Here is an 18,199-nt window from a genome sequence, read left to right on the forward strand (position 1 = left end):
AAGTAGGCGTGTGTTGTGCTTGTATACTTTGTGCCCTTCTTTATAGCCTTGATCGTGGCCTATGCCCTGACTCCCAGCGTAAAAAAGCTGGCTATTAAAGTGGGCGCTATTGATAAACCGGATCCCAGAAAGGTCCATACCCATACCATTCCCCGTCTGGGGGGCTTGGCGATTTACTTTGGCTTCATGGCAGGCGTCTTGTATTCCATGCCCTTGAATCACGAAATGCTGGGCCTGCTTTTGGGTTGCTCGGCCATTGTCTGTATCGGTATTTGGGACGATATCTGCAATATTCCGGCGAAGGTCAAACTCGTAGGGCAGATCGTTTCTGCCTGTATTCCCGTGGCCTTTGGGATTCAGATCGAATGGTTGACCAATCCCTTTGGGACGCTCATCGTCCTGCCAGAAATCGTAGCCATTCCAGTGACTATTTTCTGGATCATCGGCTTTACCAATACGGTCAACCTGATTGACGGACTTGATGGACTGGCCGCAGGTGTTTCGTTTATTGCGTCTATTTCCATGTTTTTAATGGCTGTCAGCATGAACCAGTACTTGCCGGCTATGATCATCATTTCGATGGCTGGTGCCGCCCTGGGCTTCTTGCAGTACAACTTCAACCCTGCCAAGATCTTTATGGGTGACACAGGCAGTATGCTCTTGGGCTATACCATGGCTGTTACGGCCGTACTGGGCCTGGTCAAGACGGCGGCGACGATTGCCCTCGTCGTACCGGTCATCGCCCTGGGCCTGCCTATTTTAGATACGTTATTTGCCATTGTCCGCCGCAAGATGAGCGGTGTGCCCATTTTTACGCCGGACAAAGGTCATTTGCATCACCGCCTTTTAGCCTTGGGCCTGACCCAGAAACAGGCTGTACTGATCATGTACTGCGTCAGCGCTGTCCTGGGCCTCGTTGCGCTCTTCGTGGCCAGTGTAAACTACAAAACGGGCATCCTGACCGTAGCGATTGTTTTGGCAGTGATCATTTATTCAGCAAAACGAATTGGAATACTGCATAAAACGACAAATTCTACTCATAAACAATGAGTAGAATTTGTTCGATTTAAGGAGGATTTAGTATGATAAAGGTAATGACTGTTTTCGGAACCAGACCGGAGGCCATCAAGATGGCGCCGGTAGTACTGGAACTGAAAAAACATCCGGAACAGATCCAGACCGTAGTGGCCGTTACGGCCCAGCATCGCCAGATGCTCGATCAGGTTCTGGAGCTTTTCCAGATTCACCCCGACTATGACTTGAACATTATGAGCCAGAGCCAGACGCTTTACGATATTACGACGCGGGCGCTGCAAGGCCTCAAGACGGTTATGGAACTGGAAAAACCGGATCTCGTCCTCGTGCACGGCGATACGACGACGACCTTTGCCGGTGCGCTGGCTGCGTATTACCAGCAAATTCCTGTAGGCCACGTAGAAGCAGGCCTGCGGACCGGGAATATCTATTCTCCTTTCCCAGAAGAAATGAACCGTAAACTGACGGGCGCTATTTCGTCCATCCATTTTTCACCGACGCTGACGGCGCAGGGCAATCTCCTGCGCGAAGGTGTAAACCCGGACAACATATATGTCACAGGCAACACCGTCATTGACGCCCTCATGAAGACCGTCAATGACGAGTACGATTTTACGGCGGAAGGACTGGAAGATGTGGATTTCAAGAACCACCGCATTATCCTTTTGACGACGCACCGCCGGGAAAACCTGGGCGAACCCATGCGCCATATCTACAAGGCGTTGCGCCAGATTGTAGAAGAAATCAAGGACACGGAAGTCGTCTTCCCGGTTCACCGCAATCCTCTCGTACGCAAGGTAGTCGAAGAAGAGCTGGCCGGCGTCGACCGTATCCACCTCATCGACCCCATGGAATACGAACCCTTTGCCAACCTTATGCATCATAGCTGTCTCGTCCTCACCGATTCCGGCGGCATCCAGGAAGAAGCCCCGTCGCTCGGCAAACCCGTTCTGGTCCTGCGCGATACGACAGAACGGCCGGAAGCCGTAGATGCCGGCACGGTACACCTCATCGGTACGGACTACGATAAGGTATATAAAGAAACGAAGGAACTCCTGACGAACGAAGGGGCTTACGCTGCTATGAGCAACGCCGTCAATCCCTACGGCGACGGACAGGCTTCGCGCCGTATCGTCCAGGCTATTTTATACGCTTTTGCCGGTGCAACGGAAAAGCCTGATGAGTTTAACGTTTAAGTGACGACTTTCACAATAATATAAGCTAAGGGAATAAATAAAAAATATACATTTTTCCGTTTATTTGCTGATTCCTTAAACTTTATTGATTTTACGAAAACGTCATGATAAAATAGCAGTGATATGAATAAATGAAAAGCAAGCATGAAAAAAAGTAAAGTTAATCCACGGATAACCACCTGGCAGCTTCTGATTCATTCATATCTGCAAGGTAGAAATACGAATGAGAAGCCGGGAGAAAAACAGTATGCACAAAAGAAAAGACCACAATAATATGGATATATGGAACATTGCTGTTACGGCAGGCTCCATGGGTATGACACTTTTTGTCAGTATGTGTGTCGGCATCTTTTGTGGCTACTGGATTGATTCGCATGCAGGAACCACGCCATGGGGCCTCATTATCGGTGGATTTTTCGGCGCTGCTACAGGCTTTTGGGGCCTTTACAAGAAGGCCCTGCGCTATATGAACGAAGATTCACACCGGCATCACTCCTGAAAGGGAAGGTACGCACAACCATGGAAGACTTTGTACGTTATGTAAAACGCACGCTGGTGCAGCTGGCGGGCCTGGCCTTTTTCGTCACAGCTTGTTTGGTGCTCGTGGGAAAAGGCCAGTACGTCAGCGGCTGGCTCATTGGCTGCGGACTGAACCTTCTGTATTTTATTATGCTTTGCAGCCGCTCAGTCAAGGCACTCAAGCTCGATCCTGCTAAGGCGGCGGCAGTGATACGGGGCGGTTCGGCTTTGCGCATCTTGATGATCGTCTTAATGTTTATTGTCATTCTGCAGTTCCCGGCTATTAATTACTGGGCAGCTCTGGCAGGCATTTTGACGTATCGGATTCTCATTTACGCACAGGCTATTTATACCGCTTTGTCACACGGAAAAAATAAATAAGGAAAGGAGGCGCTTATCATGGAGTTGCATACGGGTCACCATTTGGTCGTTCAGTTATTAGGTATGAACGTCAATATGGATACGCTGTACATGACCTGGCTTACGGCAGCTATAGTTATTATTCTTACAGTTGCTGCGACCAGAGGCCATTCCCTGGTCCCTTCAGGCATCCAAAATGTGATGGAAATGATCATTGAAGCCTTGTTGAAGCAATTTCAGGAAACATTAGGGCCAAAGTGGGGGCAGGTTGTCTCCGTTCTCTTGACCATGTTTCTCTTCATCCTGGTGGGTAATGAATTAGGGCTTTTGCCGAGTCCGCATATTTTGGCTTCGCCTACCAATGATCTGAATACGACATTGGCACTAGCCTTGGTATCGACCTTTATGGTCCACTACATTGCCCTGAAAAACATGGGGCTTAAGAAGCATTTAAAGCACTATATGGAACCTTTTGCACCGTTCCTCATCATGAACATCCTGGAAGAGTTCACCAAGCCGTTGACCTTGGCTTTCCGTCTATTTGGCAACATTCTGGCCGGTGAAATTCTGCTGGAAGTACTGTACGATCTCGTACCGGCCGGTGTACCGATGATTTGGATTGCATTTAGTCTTTTCATTGGCTTGATCCAGGCCTTTATCTTCACCATTCTGACAACTTCATACCTGAAAGATTCTATGGGAGAAGAGTAGAAATTCAAAATCACGCACAATCAAGGAGGATTTTAAATTATGGGAACAGAATTTGTATTAGCATTATCCGTAATGGGCGCAGCAATTGGTATCGGTTTGGCAGCTATGGGCGCTGCTATCGGTGACGGCCATGCCGCATCGAAAATGTTGGAAGGTCTTGCCCGTCAGCCGGAAATGGGCGGCAAGCTCCTCGTTAACTTCCTGATTTCCGTAGGCTTGATTGAATCCATGCCTATCATCGCTGCCGTTATTTCGATCGTATTGGTATTTGCTAATCCTTTCAAATAATCGCCAAGTGCATACACATGCAGGGTAAAAGGAGGGAAATGCATTGATCGATCTTAATGGAACACTGCTTTTCCAATTTGTCAACTTCTTCATCCTCGTTGCTATTCTGGCAAAGTTTGCGTACAAACCGATTCTCAAAGTATTGGAAGACCGCAGAAATAAAATTGCCACGGATATCAGCAGCGCTGAAGAAGCCCGTGCTACAGCAGAAAAGCTGAAAGCAGACTATGAAGCACAACTGCAGAAGGCCCACACGGAAGCACAGGCTATCGTTGATAAAGCGGTAAAACAGGCTGATAAAGAAGCACAGGCACAGCTCGACGCTATCCGCGCACAGATCGCACGGGAAAAAGAAATTGCCCAGGCTGAAATCGTAAACGAACGAGAAGCGGCTATTCGTGAAATGAGAAATGAAGTAGTAACGCTGTCTATGGCTGTGGCAGAAAAACTGCTCCAAAAGAACATGGATACGGATATGAACCAGAAACTGGTGGCCGAATGTCTGAAGAGCTTTGATAAGCAAGCCGCAGCAGGTAAACAGGGATGATTCCTGAAATCGTTTACAGCAAATACAGCCAGGCTATGTTCGACATAGCAAAAGAGCAAGACAAGATAAACGAATTTGGCCAGCAGCTGCGCAGCATCCGGGATACGCTGCAGATGAATCCGGATTTATTAAAATTCGTGGAACATCCGCTCATTACACCGGAAGCGAAGAAAGACACGTTAAAACAAATTTTTGCTGATGACGTATCGCCGCTCATTATGCAGTTCCTCTACGTCATGATCGACCGGCGCAGAGATGCAGCGATCGTCGCGGCTATTGACGGGTTTATCGATTTGTCCCGTGCAGCTCAGAATATCGAAGTTGCCAAGATCCGTCTCGTCAAGCCTTTGTCAGCAGAAGAAGAAAAACAACTGGTTGCGTCCCTGGAAAAGATGACGGGCAAGCATATCGACCCGGTCTATACCATCGATCCGCATATTCTCGGCGGCATGGTAGTCCAGATTGGCGACCGACTAATAGACGGCAGTCTGCGCCGGCAGCTGCAGGATATGCAGCATGCGCTGTTACAGTCTGACGTAATGAATGAGGTGACGGACGAACAATGAAAATGAAGCCAGAAGAAATTACGGCCATAATTAAAAAACAAATCGAAGACTACAATGTCGAAATGAACGTCGACGACGTAGGCACCGTCCTGGAAGTCGGGGACGGCATAGCGCATATATACGGTTTGGATAAGGTAATGTCCGGGGAACTCCTGGAATTACCTAATGATGTATACGGCCTCGCCATGAACCTGGAAGAAGATAACGTTGGCGCCGTACTTTTCGGTGATGTCGAATCCATCAAAGAAGGCGACACCGTACGTCGTTCTGGTAAGGTTATGAGCGTACCTGTCGGTGAATCTCTCATCGGCCGTGTCGTAAACCCATTAGGGGAACCTATTGACGGCAAAGGAACTATTTCTGCCGCCCAGTATAACCGCGTTGAAGTCATTGCCCACGGTATTGCTGACCGCCAGCCGGTTAAAGTACCGCTGCAGACAGGCCTCAAGGCGATTGACTCCATGGTCCCAATCGGCCGTGGCCAGCGTGAATTGATCATCGGTGACCGTGGTACCGGTAAGACGGCTATTGCCATCGATACGATTATTAACCAGAAGGATAGCGGTGTTATTTGCGTATATGTCGCTATCGGCCAGAAAGCATCGACCATTGCCCGTGTCGTACGGACACTGGAAGAAAATGGTGCTATGGCGTATACCATCGTCGTAGCCGCTACGGCTTCTGACGGCTCGCCGCTCCAGTACCTGGCTCCGTATTCCGGCGTCGCTATGGCTGAATACTTCATGCATAAAGGCAAAGACTGCCTCTGTGTATATGATGATTTGTCCAAACATGCCCAGGCGTACCGTGCCATGTCCCTGTTACTGCGTCGTCCGCCAGGACGTGAAGCCTATCCGGGCGATGTTTTCTACTTACACTCCCGTCTGCTCGAACGGGCAGCGAAGTTGTCCGACGAACTCGGCGGCGGCTCCATTACGGCCCTGCCGATTATCGAAACACTGGCTGGTGACCTTTCGGCATACATTCCGACCAACGTTATTTCCATTACGGACGGCCAGATCTTCCTGGAAACAGAACTCTTCAACTCCGGCGTACGCCCGGCTATCAACGTCGGCCTTTCCGTATCCCGTGTTGGTGGTTCTGCCCAGATCAAGGCTATGAAGAAGATTGCCGGTACACTCCGTCTGAGCCTGGCTCAGTATCGTGAACTGGCAGCCTTTGCCCAGTTCGGTTCGGACCTCGATAAAAACACGAAGGCCCAGATCGATGCCGGTGAACGGACCATGCAGATGCTGATTCAGCCGCAGTACCAGCCAATGGCGGTAGAAGACCAGGTTATTCAGATTTACGCAGCCGTTAAAGGCTATCTCATGCCGATTCAGGTAGAAGATGTTACGGAATTTGAAGACCAGCTGCTGAAATTCATGCACGCTAACTATCCGGAAGTCGGCGCGGACATTAAAGAAAAGAAAGAACTCGGCGCAGATACAGAAGAAACCCTCAAGAAAGCTATTGCTGAATTCACTAAACAGTTTGGTGCAAATCATCAATTAGTCAAAGAGGAGGAATAAGCTATGCCGAGTGCACGCGAAATAAACCGACGGATTAAATCCGTTACGAACACACAGCAGATCACCAAGGCCATGAAGATGGTTTCTTCCGTACGTCTGCGCCGTGCACAGGATCGCGCTTTGGCAACAGCCCCCTATACTGAACAGCTCGAAGGGATGCTGCAGCGTCTGGCTGCGGCAACGCCCGGTGAAAACAATCCCTTGTTCCAGACGAGGGAAGTGAAACGGACGTGCTATATCATCATCGGTGCCGATAAAGGGCTGGCTGGTGCCTTTAGTTCCAATATCAACAAGGCAATGGTCGAAGTGCTGCGGGATAAACCCCGGGCCGTGTCCTACCTTATTGTGACGGGTCGCAAGCCTGTCGAATACCTGAAGCATTTGCGGATTACGCCGGAATACAAGCGGACGGGCTTTTCTGATAAGCCTGAATTCACGCATGCCCAGGCTTTGGCACGGGAAGCGACGAATAAATTCCTCGACGGGACCGTCGATGAAGTGTATCTCATTTACACGAAGTTCAAATCGGCCCTTTCGCAGGAAGTAACGCGTACACGGCTTTTGCCCATCGCTCCGGAAAGCGTAGCCGGAGACGGGCCGTCCGAAGAATATCTGTTTGCTCCTGATGCGCAGCAGGTTTTATCGACCTTGTTGCCCCAGTACATCGATATGTCTATCTACAACGGCCTGCTTCAGTCCGCTGCCAGCGAACTGGGCGCGCGTATGACTGCTATGACCTCGGCTACAGATAATGCCAGCGACCTCATCGAAAAACTGACTGTCCATTACAACAAGGTACGTCAGGCCGGCATTACGAACGAACTGACAGAAATCGTCAGTGGCGCCAATGCGCTGCAATAGCAGAGTGTGAAATCTAAATAAGGAGGAGAGCCTCTTCATGAGCAATAAATTTGGGAAAGTAATCCAGGTTATCGGCCCGGTTATCGACGTCCGCTTTTCTACAGAAGAAGATTTGCCAGCTATCTATACGGCTATCCATGTAACAGGCGGCGAAGGAGACCAGGCGATTGATCTGGTAGCAGAAGTAATGCAGCATTTGGGCGACGATGTCGTCCGTTGCGTAGCCATGAGCTCTACGGACGGTCTCGTCCGCGGCATGGCTGCAGAAAATACGGGCAGCCCGATCAAGGTCCCCGTTGGCCCTGGCGTACTGGGACGTATCTTTAACGTTCTTGGCCAGACCGTAGATAAAGTAGATGAAGAAGTAAAGGCTGATGACTATTGGCCGATCCACCGTCCTGTACCAAAGTTTGAAGACCAGGCTACAGGTACGGAAATCCTGGAAACAGGCATCAAAGTCGTTGACCTCATTGCACCGTACTCCAAGGGCGGCAAGGTTGGCCTCTTCGGTGGTGCCGGTGTAGGCAAGACCGTTTTGATCATGGAACTGATCCATAACGTCGCAACAGAACACGGTGGTTACTCCGTATTCACAGGCGTTGGTGAACGTACACGTGAAGGCAATGACCTTTGGAATGAAATGAAGGAATCGGGCGTTATCAACAAGACGGCCCTCGTCTATGGCCAGATGAACGAACCGCCTGGAGCCCGTATGCGTGTCGGCCTGACAGGCCTCACCATGGCTGAATATTTCCGTGATAAAGAACACAAAGACGTACTGCTCTTTATCGATAACATTTTCCGTTTCATCCAGGCTGGTTCTGAAGTATCGGCTCTGCTGGGCCGTATTCCGTCCGCCGTTGGCTATCAGCCGACACTGGCAACAGACGTTGGCGCCCTGCAGGAACGTATTACCTCGACAAAGGACGGCTCTATTACATCTGTACAGGCCGTATACGTACCTGCCGATGACTTGACGGACCCGGCTCCGGCTGCTACCTTTGCCCATTTGGATGCAACGACCGTACTGTCCCGTGAAATCGCCGAATTGGGGATTTATCCTGCCGTGGATCCGCTCGATTCCACGTCCCGTATCCTCGACCCGCACATCATCGGCGAAGATCACTACAAGACAGCCCGTGAAGTACAGGAAATCCTGCAGAAGTATAACGACCTTCAGGATATCATCGCCATCCTCGGTATCGACGAACTGTCTGAAGAAGATAAGCTGACAGTCGCCCGGGCCCGTAAGATCCAGCGTTTCCTGAGCCAGCCTTTTGCTGTTGCTGAACAGTTTACAGGCCAGCCGGGCCGCTATGTGCCCTTGAAGGACACCATTGCCGGCTTTAAGGAAATCCTCTCCGGGAAATGCGATGACATGCCGGAACAGGCCTTCTACATGGTAGGGAACATTGATGAAGCCTTCGAAAAAGCCAAGACTCTGAAAGGGGAATAAGGCATGGCAGAAACAGGCAAAAAACTCCACCTGGAAATCATCACGCCCGATGCATCTGTATTGAGCGAAGATGTGGATTTTGTCCTCGTTCGTGCCCTCGATGGCGATCTGGGCGTCATGCCCAGCCATGCACCGCTCATCGCCTCCCTGCGTATTTGGCCGCTCTATTATGAAATAGATGGCAAGCGGCACTGTGTCAGCGTTGCGCAAGGCTTCATGGAAGTCAACAACAACGTCGTCACGGTCATCACGCCGGCTGCAGAAAAGCCGGAGGATATCGACGTAGAACGGGCCGAACGAGCCCGCAAACGTGCAGAAAAACGCTTGCAGGAACATCAGGCTGGTATCGATGAGGTACGGGCAGAAGCGGCTCTTAAAAGAGCATTGAGCCGTTTAGACGTGGCAAATTACCACGGTGGAAACTAACACATAAAGAAAAAGCTGTGGAGACATGAGACACTCATGTTCCCACAGCTTTTTTGCATGCCCAAAAGCTATTTGTCCGCAAGGCTTCCCATTAGATGGGCTGAATAAAATATTTCTAAAAAATATAGCTAATAATTTTAGTGGGACAGTCCTGTGTCTGTTGTATATGATACAATAGATGCAGAGAATAACGGAAGGAGCTTGAAGCTTATGGGGAGCACAGGCACGAAGAAGAGCCGCATGCTGGAAATTTTTTCCGTGTCATGAAGGGCGAAAATGTATCAGTAAAAAAATTGGCCGATGAATACGGCGTATCATCAAAAAGTATTTCCCGCGACATTGGGGAAATTAAAACATTCTTATACGACCATCGCGATCTCGTAGACAATACGGAATTGAAATACGCTGCGAGCTCGAAATCGTATTATCTGGAATTTGAAAATTTCCTCCTGAGCAAGGAACTCATTGCCGTCATCAAAATGATGATCGGCTGCCGGGCCTTTAGCAAAATGGAACTCTTGGACATTGTGGATAAACTGAAAAACTTCACATCCCGCCACGACAGAACCATGCTCGACCAGATCATTGCCAAGGAAATGTACCACTACAACGAAGTCAACAGCGACTGCAAGAGCGTCATTGACCACATTTGGACCCTGACGCGCTGCATTTACGAACGGATCGAAATAACCCTCACGTACTATAAGGCCTCGCGTGACCTGGTAGAACGGCGCATCATGCCTGTAGCCATCACCTTTTCGGACTATTATTTTTACCTCATTGCCTATCGCTGCGACACCCTGGACTGGGTGCCCCTGTACTACCGCGTCGACCGCATTGCCGGCATCGTAGAACACAGGAAACACTTCGTCCTCGATAAGGAACACGACTTTGACGAAGGCGAACTGCGCGAAAAAATCCAGTTCATGTTCTCCGGCAAATACAGAAAAATCAAATTCTCTTACACAGGCAGCTCCGTTCAGGCCATCCTGGACAAAATCCCGACGGCCAAAATCATCGAGAAAAAAGGCGACACAAAGATCATCGAAGCCGAAACCTACGGCATCGGCATCAACATGTTTCTCCTTTCCCAGGGCAGCCGCGTAACCGCCCTGGAACCGCCGGAATTTGTCGAAGAAATGAAGGAAGAAATCAAGAAAATGCAGGCACAATACGAAGAATAAACACCAAAACAGGTCTATCCCTCTACTTGCACACAAAAAGGCGCACGCATAGTGACGTGCGCCTTTTTGTGTGCAAAGAAAGATTTGGGCCTAGTCCAAACTTTGTGGCCTTTCCCTGTGGTCACGCTGTTTACAATTTTGTGGTTGACCTAGACCCAGTTTGTGGTCAAAAGGCCTTGTCATTTATTGTCAAAGCCTTTTGGATTAAAAGCATACGTGTCTTTTTTAGTTAGACCGTGTAAATACGATTTCTTGTTTTCAGTTGGAAAGCATGGTACAGAATTCATCGTATTCACGAATCTGTAAATCAGCGCCTGTTCGTTACCATACGGGCAGGCGCAATGAGCGTCAACAAGACGGATTTCAATGATCATGGCGTCGGATTGGCTGAATGCAAGTAATTCTTGAATTTGTTCGGATTTCTCCTTCTTGGAAATGAATGGGTGATACTTTCATCCTAAGGAGAAATTTTTTTATTGCAAGGGACCGGACCACAACGTGTGAACAGTGAAACTACAAGGTGTGACCAGGATGACCGCATAAAATGGACTAGAAAAAGAGACCACAAAAGCTGGACTAATACCAAAAAATATGCGTTTTAACATACATGAAACGATGGCTTTCCCCGCAAAGCGGAGAGAGTACCCGATTTTCGGGGGAGAGAGGCCCAAGAAAGAAATATCAAAATTTGTATATCCCTCCACACAGCAAACAAGAACCCGCCGCTCTACTGCCAACTAAATCAGGTCAGTTATATTTAAATATACGAGACGATGGCTTTCCCAGAGGGGAAAGTGGCCGCGAAGCGGTCAATAGAGGGATTACATAAATTTTTAGCAAACCACCACTTTCCAGCCCAAACTGCCAACTAAATCAGGTCAGTTTTACTTGAAAAACACCCAATAGACCGCAACACAATACGACACCAGAAGAAAACCAAAAAAGCCCTCAAACTCAACAAGAGTTTGAGGGCTTTTTTGCTATACAAATAAAAAATCCGTTCCATCACGGAACTGATGCTTAGAAACGTCAATAATCCCATCCTCAAATGGTGCATAGCCAACGTAGCGTTTCCGTCCCCTTACGGGGATAAGATTTAGAAACCTGGAAACAGTACAAAAAGCGGTACTTAACACACAAACGAAAGTGTTTCCGTCCCCTCGCGGGGATAAGATTTAGAAACTGTTACACTTCAATGCAAACAACGAAAAAATCACTAAAGACAGTTTCCGTCCCCTTACGGGGATAATGTTTAGAAACTGGGTACAGGCATTAGTAGCATCGGCAGTAGCCCAAGCTAAAAAGTTTCCGTCCCCTTACGGGGCGCAATACGCAATACGCAATACGCAATACCCCTGTGCGGGTATTGCGGCCGTATTACTAGCTAATTGAAGGAAATTCAATTAGCTAGCCAACGTGGGTATTGCGGCCGTACTACTAACTAATTGAAGAAAATTCAATTAGTTAGCCAATGTGGGTATCGCGGTTCATGCGGCCGCAAAAAGGACGCATGAAGGGGATAAATTGTAGAAACGAAAGAAATAGAGGACGCCGAAAAAGCGGGCGAAAGAGTACAGTTTCCGTCCCCTTACGGGGATAAATTGTAGAAACAATACAGTTGGGGCGGTTGTTCCCTTATCTATAATGGAGACATGTTTCCGTCCCCTTACGGGGATAATGTTTAGAAACGACCTTGATAACTTCAGAAGCATGCACGCTCATGTAGTAAGAGTGTTTCCGTCCCCTTACGGGGATAATGTTTAGAAACTTACACAGGAAGAAGCCATCCGGCACCTGTACAATTACAGGTTTCCGTCCCCTTACGGGGATAATGTTTAGAAATCTGTGTAGATGATGTCATCAAAAGATACTTCACGGGGCCGGTTTCCGTCCCCTTACGGGGATAATGTTTAGAAACCTATCTCCCAGAACCCGCATTCCCATGCGGCTGAAACGACCAAAATCGGCGCTGATTGAAAAATCTGTCATGACAGGACTTTATTTTTTAAAGAAAATGCCCATCAAGCCAGTCACCATGCGGGCCGGCGCAGATTTGGCTCTATCTGTACTTAGTATAACGGAAAGCTAGAGAATCTTCAAGTCATATATAGCCAGGGATTAGGACGAGTGGTTTTTCATTGGCTCGTATAATGCTGCCGGTTTATGTGGGTCAGTTTTACTCGAAAAAGCGGGTCAATTCAGAACGTAAAAAATCCGTTTTTCATAAAAATTAACACTGAATTTTGGGCCAGTAAGTGGCCCAGTTTTACATGACAATCAACACACCGACAAAAGCCCCGAACCGGACGATCAATCCAGCTCGGGGCTTTCATTTCCGTCCCCTTACGGGGATAAATTGTAGAAACACGACGTAGTTTTTGAAAATCAGTTTCAGAATTTCAGTATGTTTCCGTCCCCTTACGGGGATTCAGTTTAGAAACAATTCGGCAACTACAAATATCGTTCGTGTGACGATATTCTGGAAGCGTTTCCGTCCCCTTACGGGGATTCAGTTTAGAAACAGTGATTAGAATGACACAAGTAACAACAAGCACAGGGAAAAAAGTGTTTCCGTCCCCTTACGGGGATTCAGTTTAGAAAAAAAGTTTGGCGAACCGTTTGTAATTGACGTAGACGGCGGTTTCCGTCCCCTTACGGGGATTCAGTTTAGAAACCTATCTCCCAGAACCCGCATTCTCATGCGGCTGAAACGACCAAAATCGGCGCTGATTGAAAAAACTGTCATGACAGGATTTTATTTTTTAAAGAAAATGCCTATCAAGCCAGCCACCATGCGGGCCGGCGCAGAATTGGCTCTATTTGTACTTAGTATAACGGAAAGCTAGAGAATCTGCAAGATGTATATATAACCTATTATATTGCCTGGGATTAGGACCAGTGATGTTTTCATTGGCCCGCTTTAGGTGGGTCAGTTTTACTCGAAAAAGCGGGTCAATTCAGAACGTAAAAAACGTTTTTCATAAAAATTAACACTGAATATTAGGCCAGCAAGTAGCCCAGTTTTACATGACAATCAACAACAAACACCGACAAAAGCCCCGAACCGGACAATCAATCCAGCTCGGGACTTTCATTTCCGTCCCCTTACGGGGATAAATTGTAGAAACAGGTTGAAAACTTACCTGAACCGACGACGGGAACGTATTAGTTTCCGTCCCCTTACGGGGCTAAATTGTAGAAACTGAACAGTGAATTGATGAAACTACTGAAAGAGTACAGGAATTTTTATTTCCGTTCCCTTACGGGGATAAATTGTAGAAACCTGTCCCTGCCAACCCGCATTCTCATGCGGCTGAAACGACCAAAATCGGCGCTGATTGAAAATTCTGTCATGACAGGACTTTATTTTTTAAAGAAAATGCCCGTCAAGCCAGCCACCATGCAGGCCGGCGCAGATTTGGCTCTATCTGTAATTAGTATAACGGAAAGCTAGGAGATCCGCAAGACATTTATATTACCTATTATATAGAGCCTGGGATTGGGACCAGCGGTGTTTTCATTGGCCCGCTTTAGGTGGGTCAATTTTACTCGAAAAAGCGGGTCAATTCAGAACGTAAAAAATCCGTTTTTCATAAAAATTAACACTGAATATTAGGCCAGCAAGTGGCCTGGTTTTAGCAACATATAGCTTAGATGCCTGAAAAGCAAACGCGGGACGAATTATTCGTTAGGCTATGTCAGATTAGTATGGCTTAAGTATTCACTTTTCTATTTACAATATGCTATAATAAAGGAAACAAACGTGTGATAAACGATGCGTATGTACGAAAATGAGTAAGGAGGCGTAATCAATCAAAATCGACTTAAACAGATTCCTGGCAATTGCAATCAAACATAAAATGCACAGACCCATTACGTTGCCTCTGAAACAAGGCTTTTAGCATGGTAAGCCTCAAGGATGAGGACAAAAATAAGTTCGGTAAAAACCGGTTCGTGCTACATAGGCTGCGAGCTGAGCAAATATGTGTATTCTTTTTGAGGCCGTCACATCCTTCGTGGATGTGTGGATTGAAATCAGATTTGCACGCTCAAGCAGAGCAGCAGCGACGTAGTCACATCCTTCGTGGATGTGTGGATTGAAATGATGAAGTAGCCGGTATCAAGTTCAAGGATAACGTCACATTCTTCATGGATGTGTGGATTGAAATTTTTCACTGTTGTAGTACTGATAGAGCCAGCCGATGTCACATCCTTCGCGGATGTGTGGATTGGAACAAAGAAATAGCCAACAAGTTCCGGCGTATCACTGTTTGGCTGAGGTGGGTCAAATCAGGTCGTAAAAATGGGTCAGTTTTGCTCGAAAATTTCATATCATTGGTGACAAATACCCGAACCTGACGATTATGTCTGGTTCGGGTATTCTTCTGTCCCATTATGGTTCGTGCGGCCGTATGAAGGGAAAACATGCCAGCCTGTATACCCATGTGATCATACAACAGAATAGGCATAAAATTACTGCGTAAAAAAATAAGAAGCACCCAGACCTATGAACAATGAGTTTAGCAATTTAATTTTATGACTGTAAAAGGACAATCATATGTCTATGAGAAAGAAATGAGATAAGAAAAGGTTGTATGAAATATTTTGATAGCAAAACAAAGGGGATTGTATAAATTTGAAAGAATAGAGGTTTATATCTATTTTAATGAAATAATAAATTGAAGGCCTCATAGCTTTATGATAAACTTAAACTAATACGTACGCTTAGATACAGTATAAGCGCGAAAAGCACTGATAAATATACTAATAGAATGGTGAGGAAATTGACATGAACAAACAAGCATTAGCGGCAAAAATTTGGGAATCAGCGAACCGTATGCGCTCGAAGATTGAAGCGAATGAATATAAGGATTATATCCTGGGCTTTATTTTTTATAAATTCCTTTCAGATAACGAAGTGCGCTACTTGAAAGACACCGACTGGACCGACGAATACTTACCGGAATTGACAGAAGAAGACGACGAAACGGTAAAAAGCGTACAGCAAAATATCGGCTATTTCATCAGCTACGATAATCTCTTTTCGACGTGGATTCAAAAAGGCGCCGATTTTTCTGCTGGTGATGTCACCGATGCCTTATCTGCCTTCGATCGCTTGATCAATCCTGCGCATGAAAAAGTCTTTTCGGGAATTTTTACTACACTGCAAACAGGCTTATCCAAGCTGGGTGAAACATCGGATGCCAAGACAAAGGCCATTCGAGGCCTGATCGATTTGATTAAGGATATCCCCATGAATGGCAAACAGGATTACGACGTCCTGGGCTTTATTTACGAATACCTGCTCAGCAACTTTGCGGCGAATGCCGGTAAAAAGGCCGGTGAATTCTACACACCTCACGAAGTGTCCCTGCTCATGTCAGAAATCGTCGCCAATCACTTGCAAAATAGAAAACAAATTGAAATATATGACCCGACGAGCGGTTCCGGGTCGCTCCTCATCAATATCGGGCGCTGTGCTGCCAAATATATTGGTGGTGAAAACCGCATTAAATACTATGCGCAGGAGTATAAGGAAAATACGTACAACCTGACGCGAATGAACCTGGTTATGCGCGGGATTTTGCCGGATAACATCGTCACCCGTAATGGTGATACGCTGGAAGACGACTGGCCGTATTTTGAAGAGCATGATCGTGAAAATACATATGAACGGTTATATGTAGATGCCGTCGTTTCTAATCCGCCTTATTCCCAGGTCTGGGATCCGACTGACAAGGAATCAGATCCCCGTTTTGCCCGGTTTGGCGTAGCCCCAAAGAGCAAGGCCGACTATGCCTTCTTACTCCATGATCTGTATCATCTGAAGAGCGACGGCATCATGGCTATCGTCCTGCCGCATGGCGTCTTATTCCGTGGCGGTGAAGAAGGCACCATTCGTAAAAACCTCATTGAACAGAACCATATCGATACGATTATCGGCCTTCCTGCCAATATTTTCTTTGGCACAGGCATCCCGACAATTATCATGATCCTAAAACAAAAGCGGGATAATACGGATGTGCTCATCATCGACGCCTCCAAGGGCTTTGCCAAGGAAGGCAAGAACAATACGCTGCGTGCCTGCGATATCAAAAAAATCGTCGACGTCGTCGTAGCACGGCAGACAGTAGATCGTTTCTCCAAAGTCGTCAGCCGCGATGAAATCCGTGATAATGACTATAACCTCAATATTCCCCGCTACGTCGATACGGCGGAAAAGGCTGAAAGCTGGGACATCTACGCATCCATGTTCGGCGGTATCCCCGAAAAAGAGCTCCATGAGTATCAGGCATACTGGCAAGCTTTCCCGACACTGAAAGACGCCCTCTTTGCCACGGAAAATGGCGTCTACTATAGCCAGGCCGTACCGGATTTACAGCAGGCCGTATTCCAAAATGCTGATGTCATGGCTTATCAAAAACATTATCGTCAACAGCTTGACGCGTATGAAACCTTCCTCACATCTGAACTGCTGGGTAAAATGGGAACCCTGCCTATCGCCCAAGAAGAGGATATCCTGAGCACGGCCTTATTCCAGCAGCTCCAGGGCACGCCCATTATCGACCAATACAGTGCCTACCAATATTTGCATGATGACTGGAATCAGATTGCCAACGACCTGGAAATCATCCAAACCGAAGGCGTCGGCGCCTTGAAAAAAGTCGATCCCCATTATGTACTCAAGAAGCAAAGGGGAAAAGATGTAGAAATACAGGACGGCTGGATAGGCCATATCTTGCCCTTTACCCTCGTGCAGGAAGCCATTCTTCCCCATGCGGTACAAGCACTGCAGGAAAAGAATAACTGCCTGAATGAAATTTCCTCGGAAATAGAAGCCTTGTTTGATGAACTGGACGAAGATGCCAAAGAAAAGAATTTCGTCAACCAAGAAAAGACGGCCTTTGTTTTTTCCGAGGTCGATAAAACATTGAAAGCCAAAGCAGTCGTGCCCGAAACACTAGATATTTTAAAACAGGTCAAGATATTGAACAGCGAAGAAAAATCCTTGAAACGGGATATCAAAGACGAAGAACAGCAATTGCACGCGCTGACGAAGGAAACGATTGAATCGTTATCCGACGACGAAGCCATGCAGCTCATCAAACAAAAATGGATAGATTCCCTCATTCAGGACTTGCAACAGATGCAAACCGAATTGTTGCATAACTTCGTCAAACAGATGGAAAGCCTCTGCCAGAAATATGAAATTACCTTCTCGGCCTTGGAAGACCAGATTCGTGACACGGAAAACGAACTGAAAGGTATGCTGGACGACCTGACAGGCAACGAATTTGATATGAAAGGCATCGCAGAATTAAAAAAACTGCTTGGAGGTGAATAATCATGCAGGAAGAAAAGAAGATACCGGCTATTCGCTTCAAGGGTTTTGAGGATGCTTGGGAACAGCGTAAGTTGGGGGAACTAATTGTAGAATACCAAGAAAAAGTAGATGCCAATTGCAAGTTTCCTGTCTTGACTTCCTCAAAAACCGAGGGAGTAGTTTTACAAGAAGAT

Annotated in this window: 14 protein-coding genes and 2 CRISPR repeat arrays; all 14 genes read left to right on the forward strand. The window is 47.1% G+C overall.

The features are described 5' to 3' along the window. Positions 1-15: 15 nt before the first annotated feature. The 14 genes from H8J70_RS04185 (at position 16) to H8J70_RS04255 (ending at position 18,026) form a co-directional block, all read left to right on the forward strand. Positions 16-1,050, forward strand: coding sequence for an MraY family glycosyltransferase (locus H8J70_RS04185; RefSeq protein WP_186502608.1), 1,035 nt, complete (start codon positions 16-18; stop codon positions 1,048-1,050). Between the two features lie 32 nt (positions 1,051-1,082). After that, positions 1,083-2,231, forward strand: coding sequence for a non-hydrolyzing UDP-N-acetylglucosamine 2-epimerase (gene wecB, locus H8J70_RS04190; protein WP_186502609.1), 1,149 nt, complete (start codon positions 1,083-1,085; stop codon positions 2,229-2,231). Between the two features lie 247 nt (positions 2,232-2,478). After that, complete coding sequence (locus H8J70_RS04195) at positions 2,479-2,730, forward strand: AtpZ/AtpI family protein (RefSeq protein WP_186502610.1); 252 nt, start codon at positions 2,479-2,481, stop codon at positions 2,728-2,730. A gap of 20 nt (positions 2,731-2,750) precedes the next feature. Then, a complete protein-coding gene (locus H8J70_RS04200) occupies positions 2,751-3,131 on the forward strand; it encodes an ATP synthase subunit I (protein WP_186502611.1) in 381 nt (126 codons plus the stop codon). An 18-nt stretch (positions 3,132-3,149) separates the two neighbouring features. Beyond that, positions 3,150-3,821, forward strand: a complete 672-nt coding sequence (gene atpB, locus H8J70_RS04205; protein WP_186502612.1) for a F0F1 ATP synthase subunit A — start codon at positions 3,150-3,152, stop codon at positions 3,819-3,821. A gap of 39 nt (positions 3,822-3,860) precedes the next feature. After that, a complete protein-coding gene (atpE, locus tag H8J70_RS04210) occupies positions 3,861-4,109 on the forward strand; it encodes a F0F1 ATP synthase subunit C (RefSeq protein ID WP_186502613.1) in 249 nt (82 codons plus the stop codon). Between the two features lie 43 nt (positions 4,110-4,152). Continuing rightward, entirely contained in the window at positions 4,153-4,656 is a 504-nt protein-coding gene (gene atpF, locus H8J70_RS04215) for a F0F1 ATP synthase subunit B (RefSeq protein WP_186502614.1), read from the forward strand. Beyond that, a complete protein-coding gene (locus tag H8J70_RS04220) occupies positions 4,653-5,222 on the forward strand; it encodes a F0F1 ATP synthase subunit delta (protein WP_186502615.1) in 570 nt (189 codons plus the stop codon). The genes atpF and H8J70_RS04220 overlap by 4 nt, the downstream gene beginning before the upstream one ends. Further along, complete coding sequence (gene atpA, locus H8J70_RS04225) at positions 5,219-6,754, forward strand: F0F1 ATP synthase subunit alpha (RefSeq protein WP_186502616.1); 1,536 nt, start codon at positions 5,219-5,221, stop codon at positions 6,752-6,754. The genes H8J70_RS04220 and atpA overlap by 4 nt, the downstream gene beginning before the upstream one ends. 3 nt (positions 6,755-6,757) lie before the next feature. Further along, a complete protein-coding gene (gene atpG, locus H8J70_RS04230) occupies positions 6,758-7,615 on the forward strand; it encodes an ATP synthase F1 subunit gamma (RefSeq protein WP_186502617.1) in 858 nt (285 codons plus the stop codon). A 37-nt stretch (positions 7,616-7,652) separates the two neighbouring features. Beyond that, entirely contained in the window at positions 7,653-9,071 is a 1,419-nt protein-coding gene (gene atpD, locus H8J70_RS04235; protein ID WP_186502618.1) for a F0F1 ATP synthase subunit beta, read from the forward strand. A gap of 3 nt (positions 9,072-9,074) precedes the next feature. Beyond that, a complete protein-coding gene (locus H8J70_RS04240; protein WP_186502619.1) occupies positions 9,075-9,497 on the forward strand; it encodes a F0F1 ATP synthase subunit epsilon in 423 nt (140 codons plus the stop codon). Between the two features lie 263 nt (positions 9,498-9,760). Beyond that, positions 9,761-10,681 (forward strand): helix-turn-helix transcriptional regulator, encoded by a 921-nt coding sequence (locus tag H8J70_RS04245; protein ID WP_186502620.1) that lies wholly within the window; start codon positions 9,761-9,763, stop codon positions 10,679-10,681. Positions 10,682-12,257: 1,576 nt separating this feature from the next. Continuing rightward, positions 12,258-12,599: direct repeats of the CRISPR family, unit length 34 nt. A gap of 413 nt (positions 12,600-13,012) precedes the next feature. Further along, positions 13,013-13,356: a CRISPR direct-repeat array (repeat unit 34 nt; unit sequence GTTTCCGTCCCCTTACGGGGATTCAGTTTAGAAA). A gap of 2,114 nt (positions 13,357-15,470) precedes the next feature. After that, positions 15,471-18,026 carry a type I restriction-modification system subunit M gene (locus H8J70_RS04255; RefSeq protein ID WP_186502622.1) on the forward strand — a complete coding sequence of 852 codons (2,556 nt, stop codon included), beginning with the start codon at positions 15,471-15,473 and terminating at the stop codon, positions 18,024-18,026. Positions 18,027-18,199: the final 173 nt, after the last annotated feature.

The sequence above is a fragment of the Megasphaera hominis genome (assembly GCF_014269395.1).
Classification (GTDB): domain Bacteria; phylum Bacillota; class Negativicutes; order Veillonellales; family Megasphaeraceae; genus Megasphaera; species Megasphaera hominis.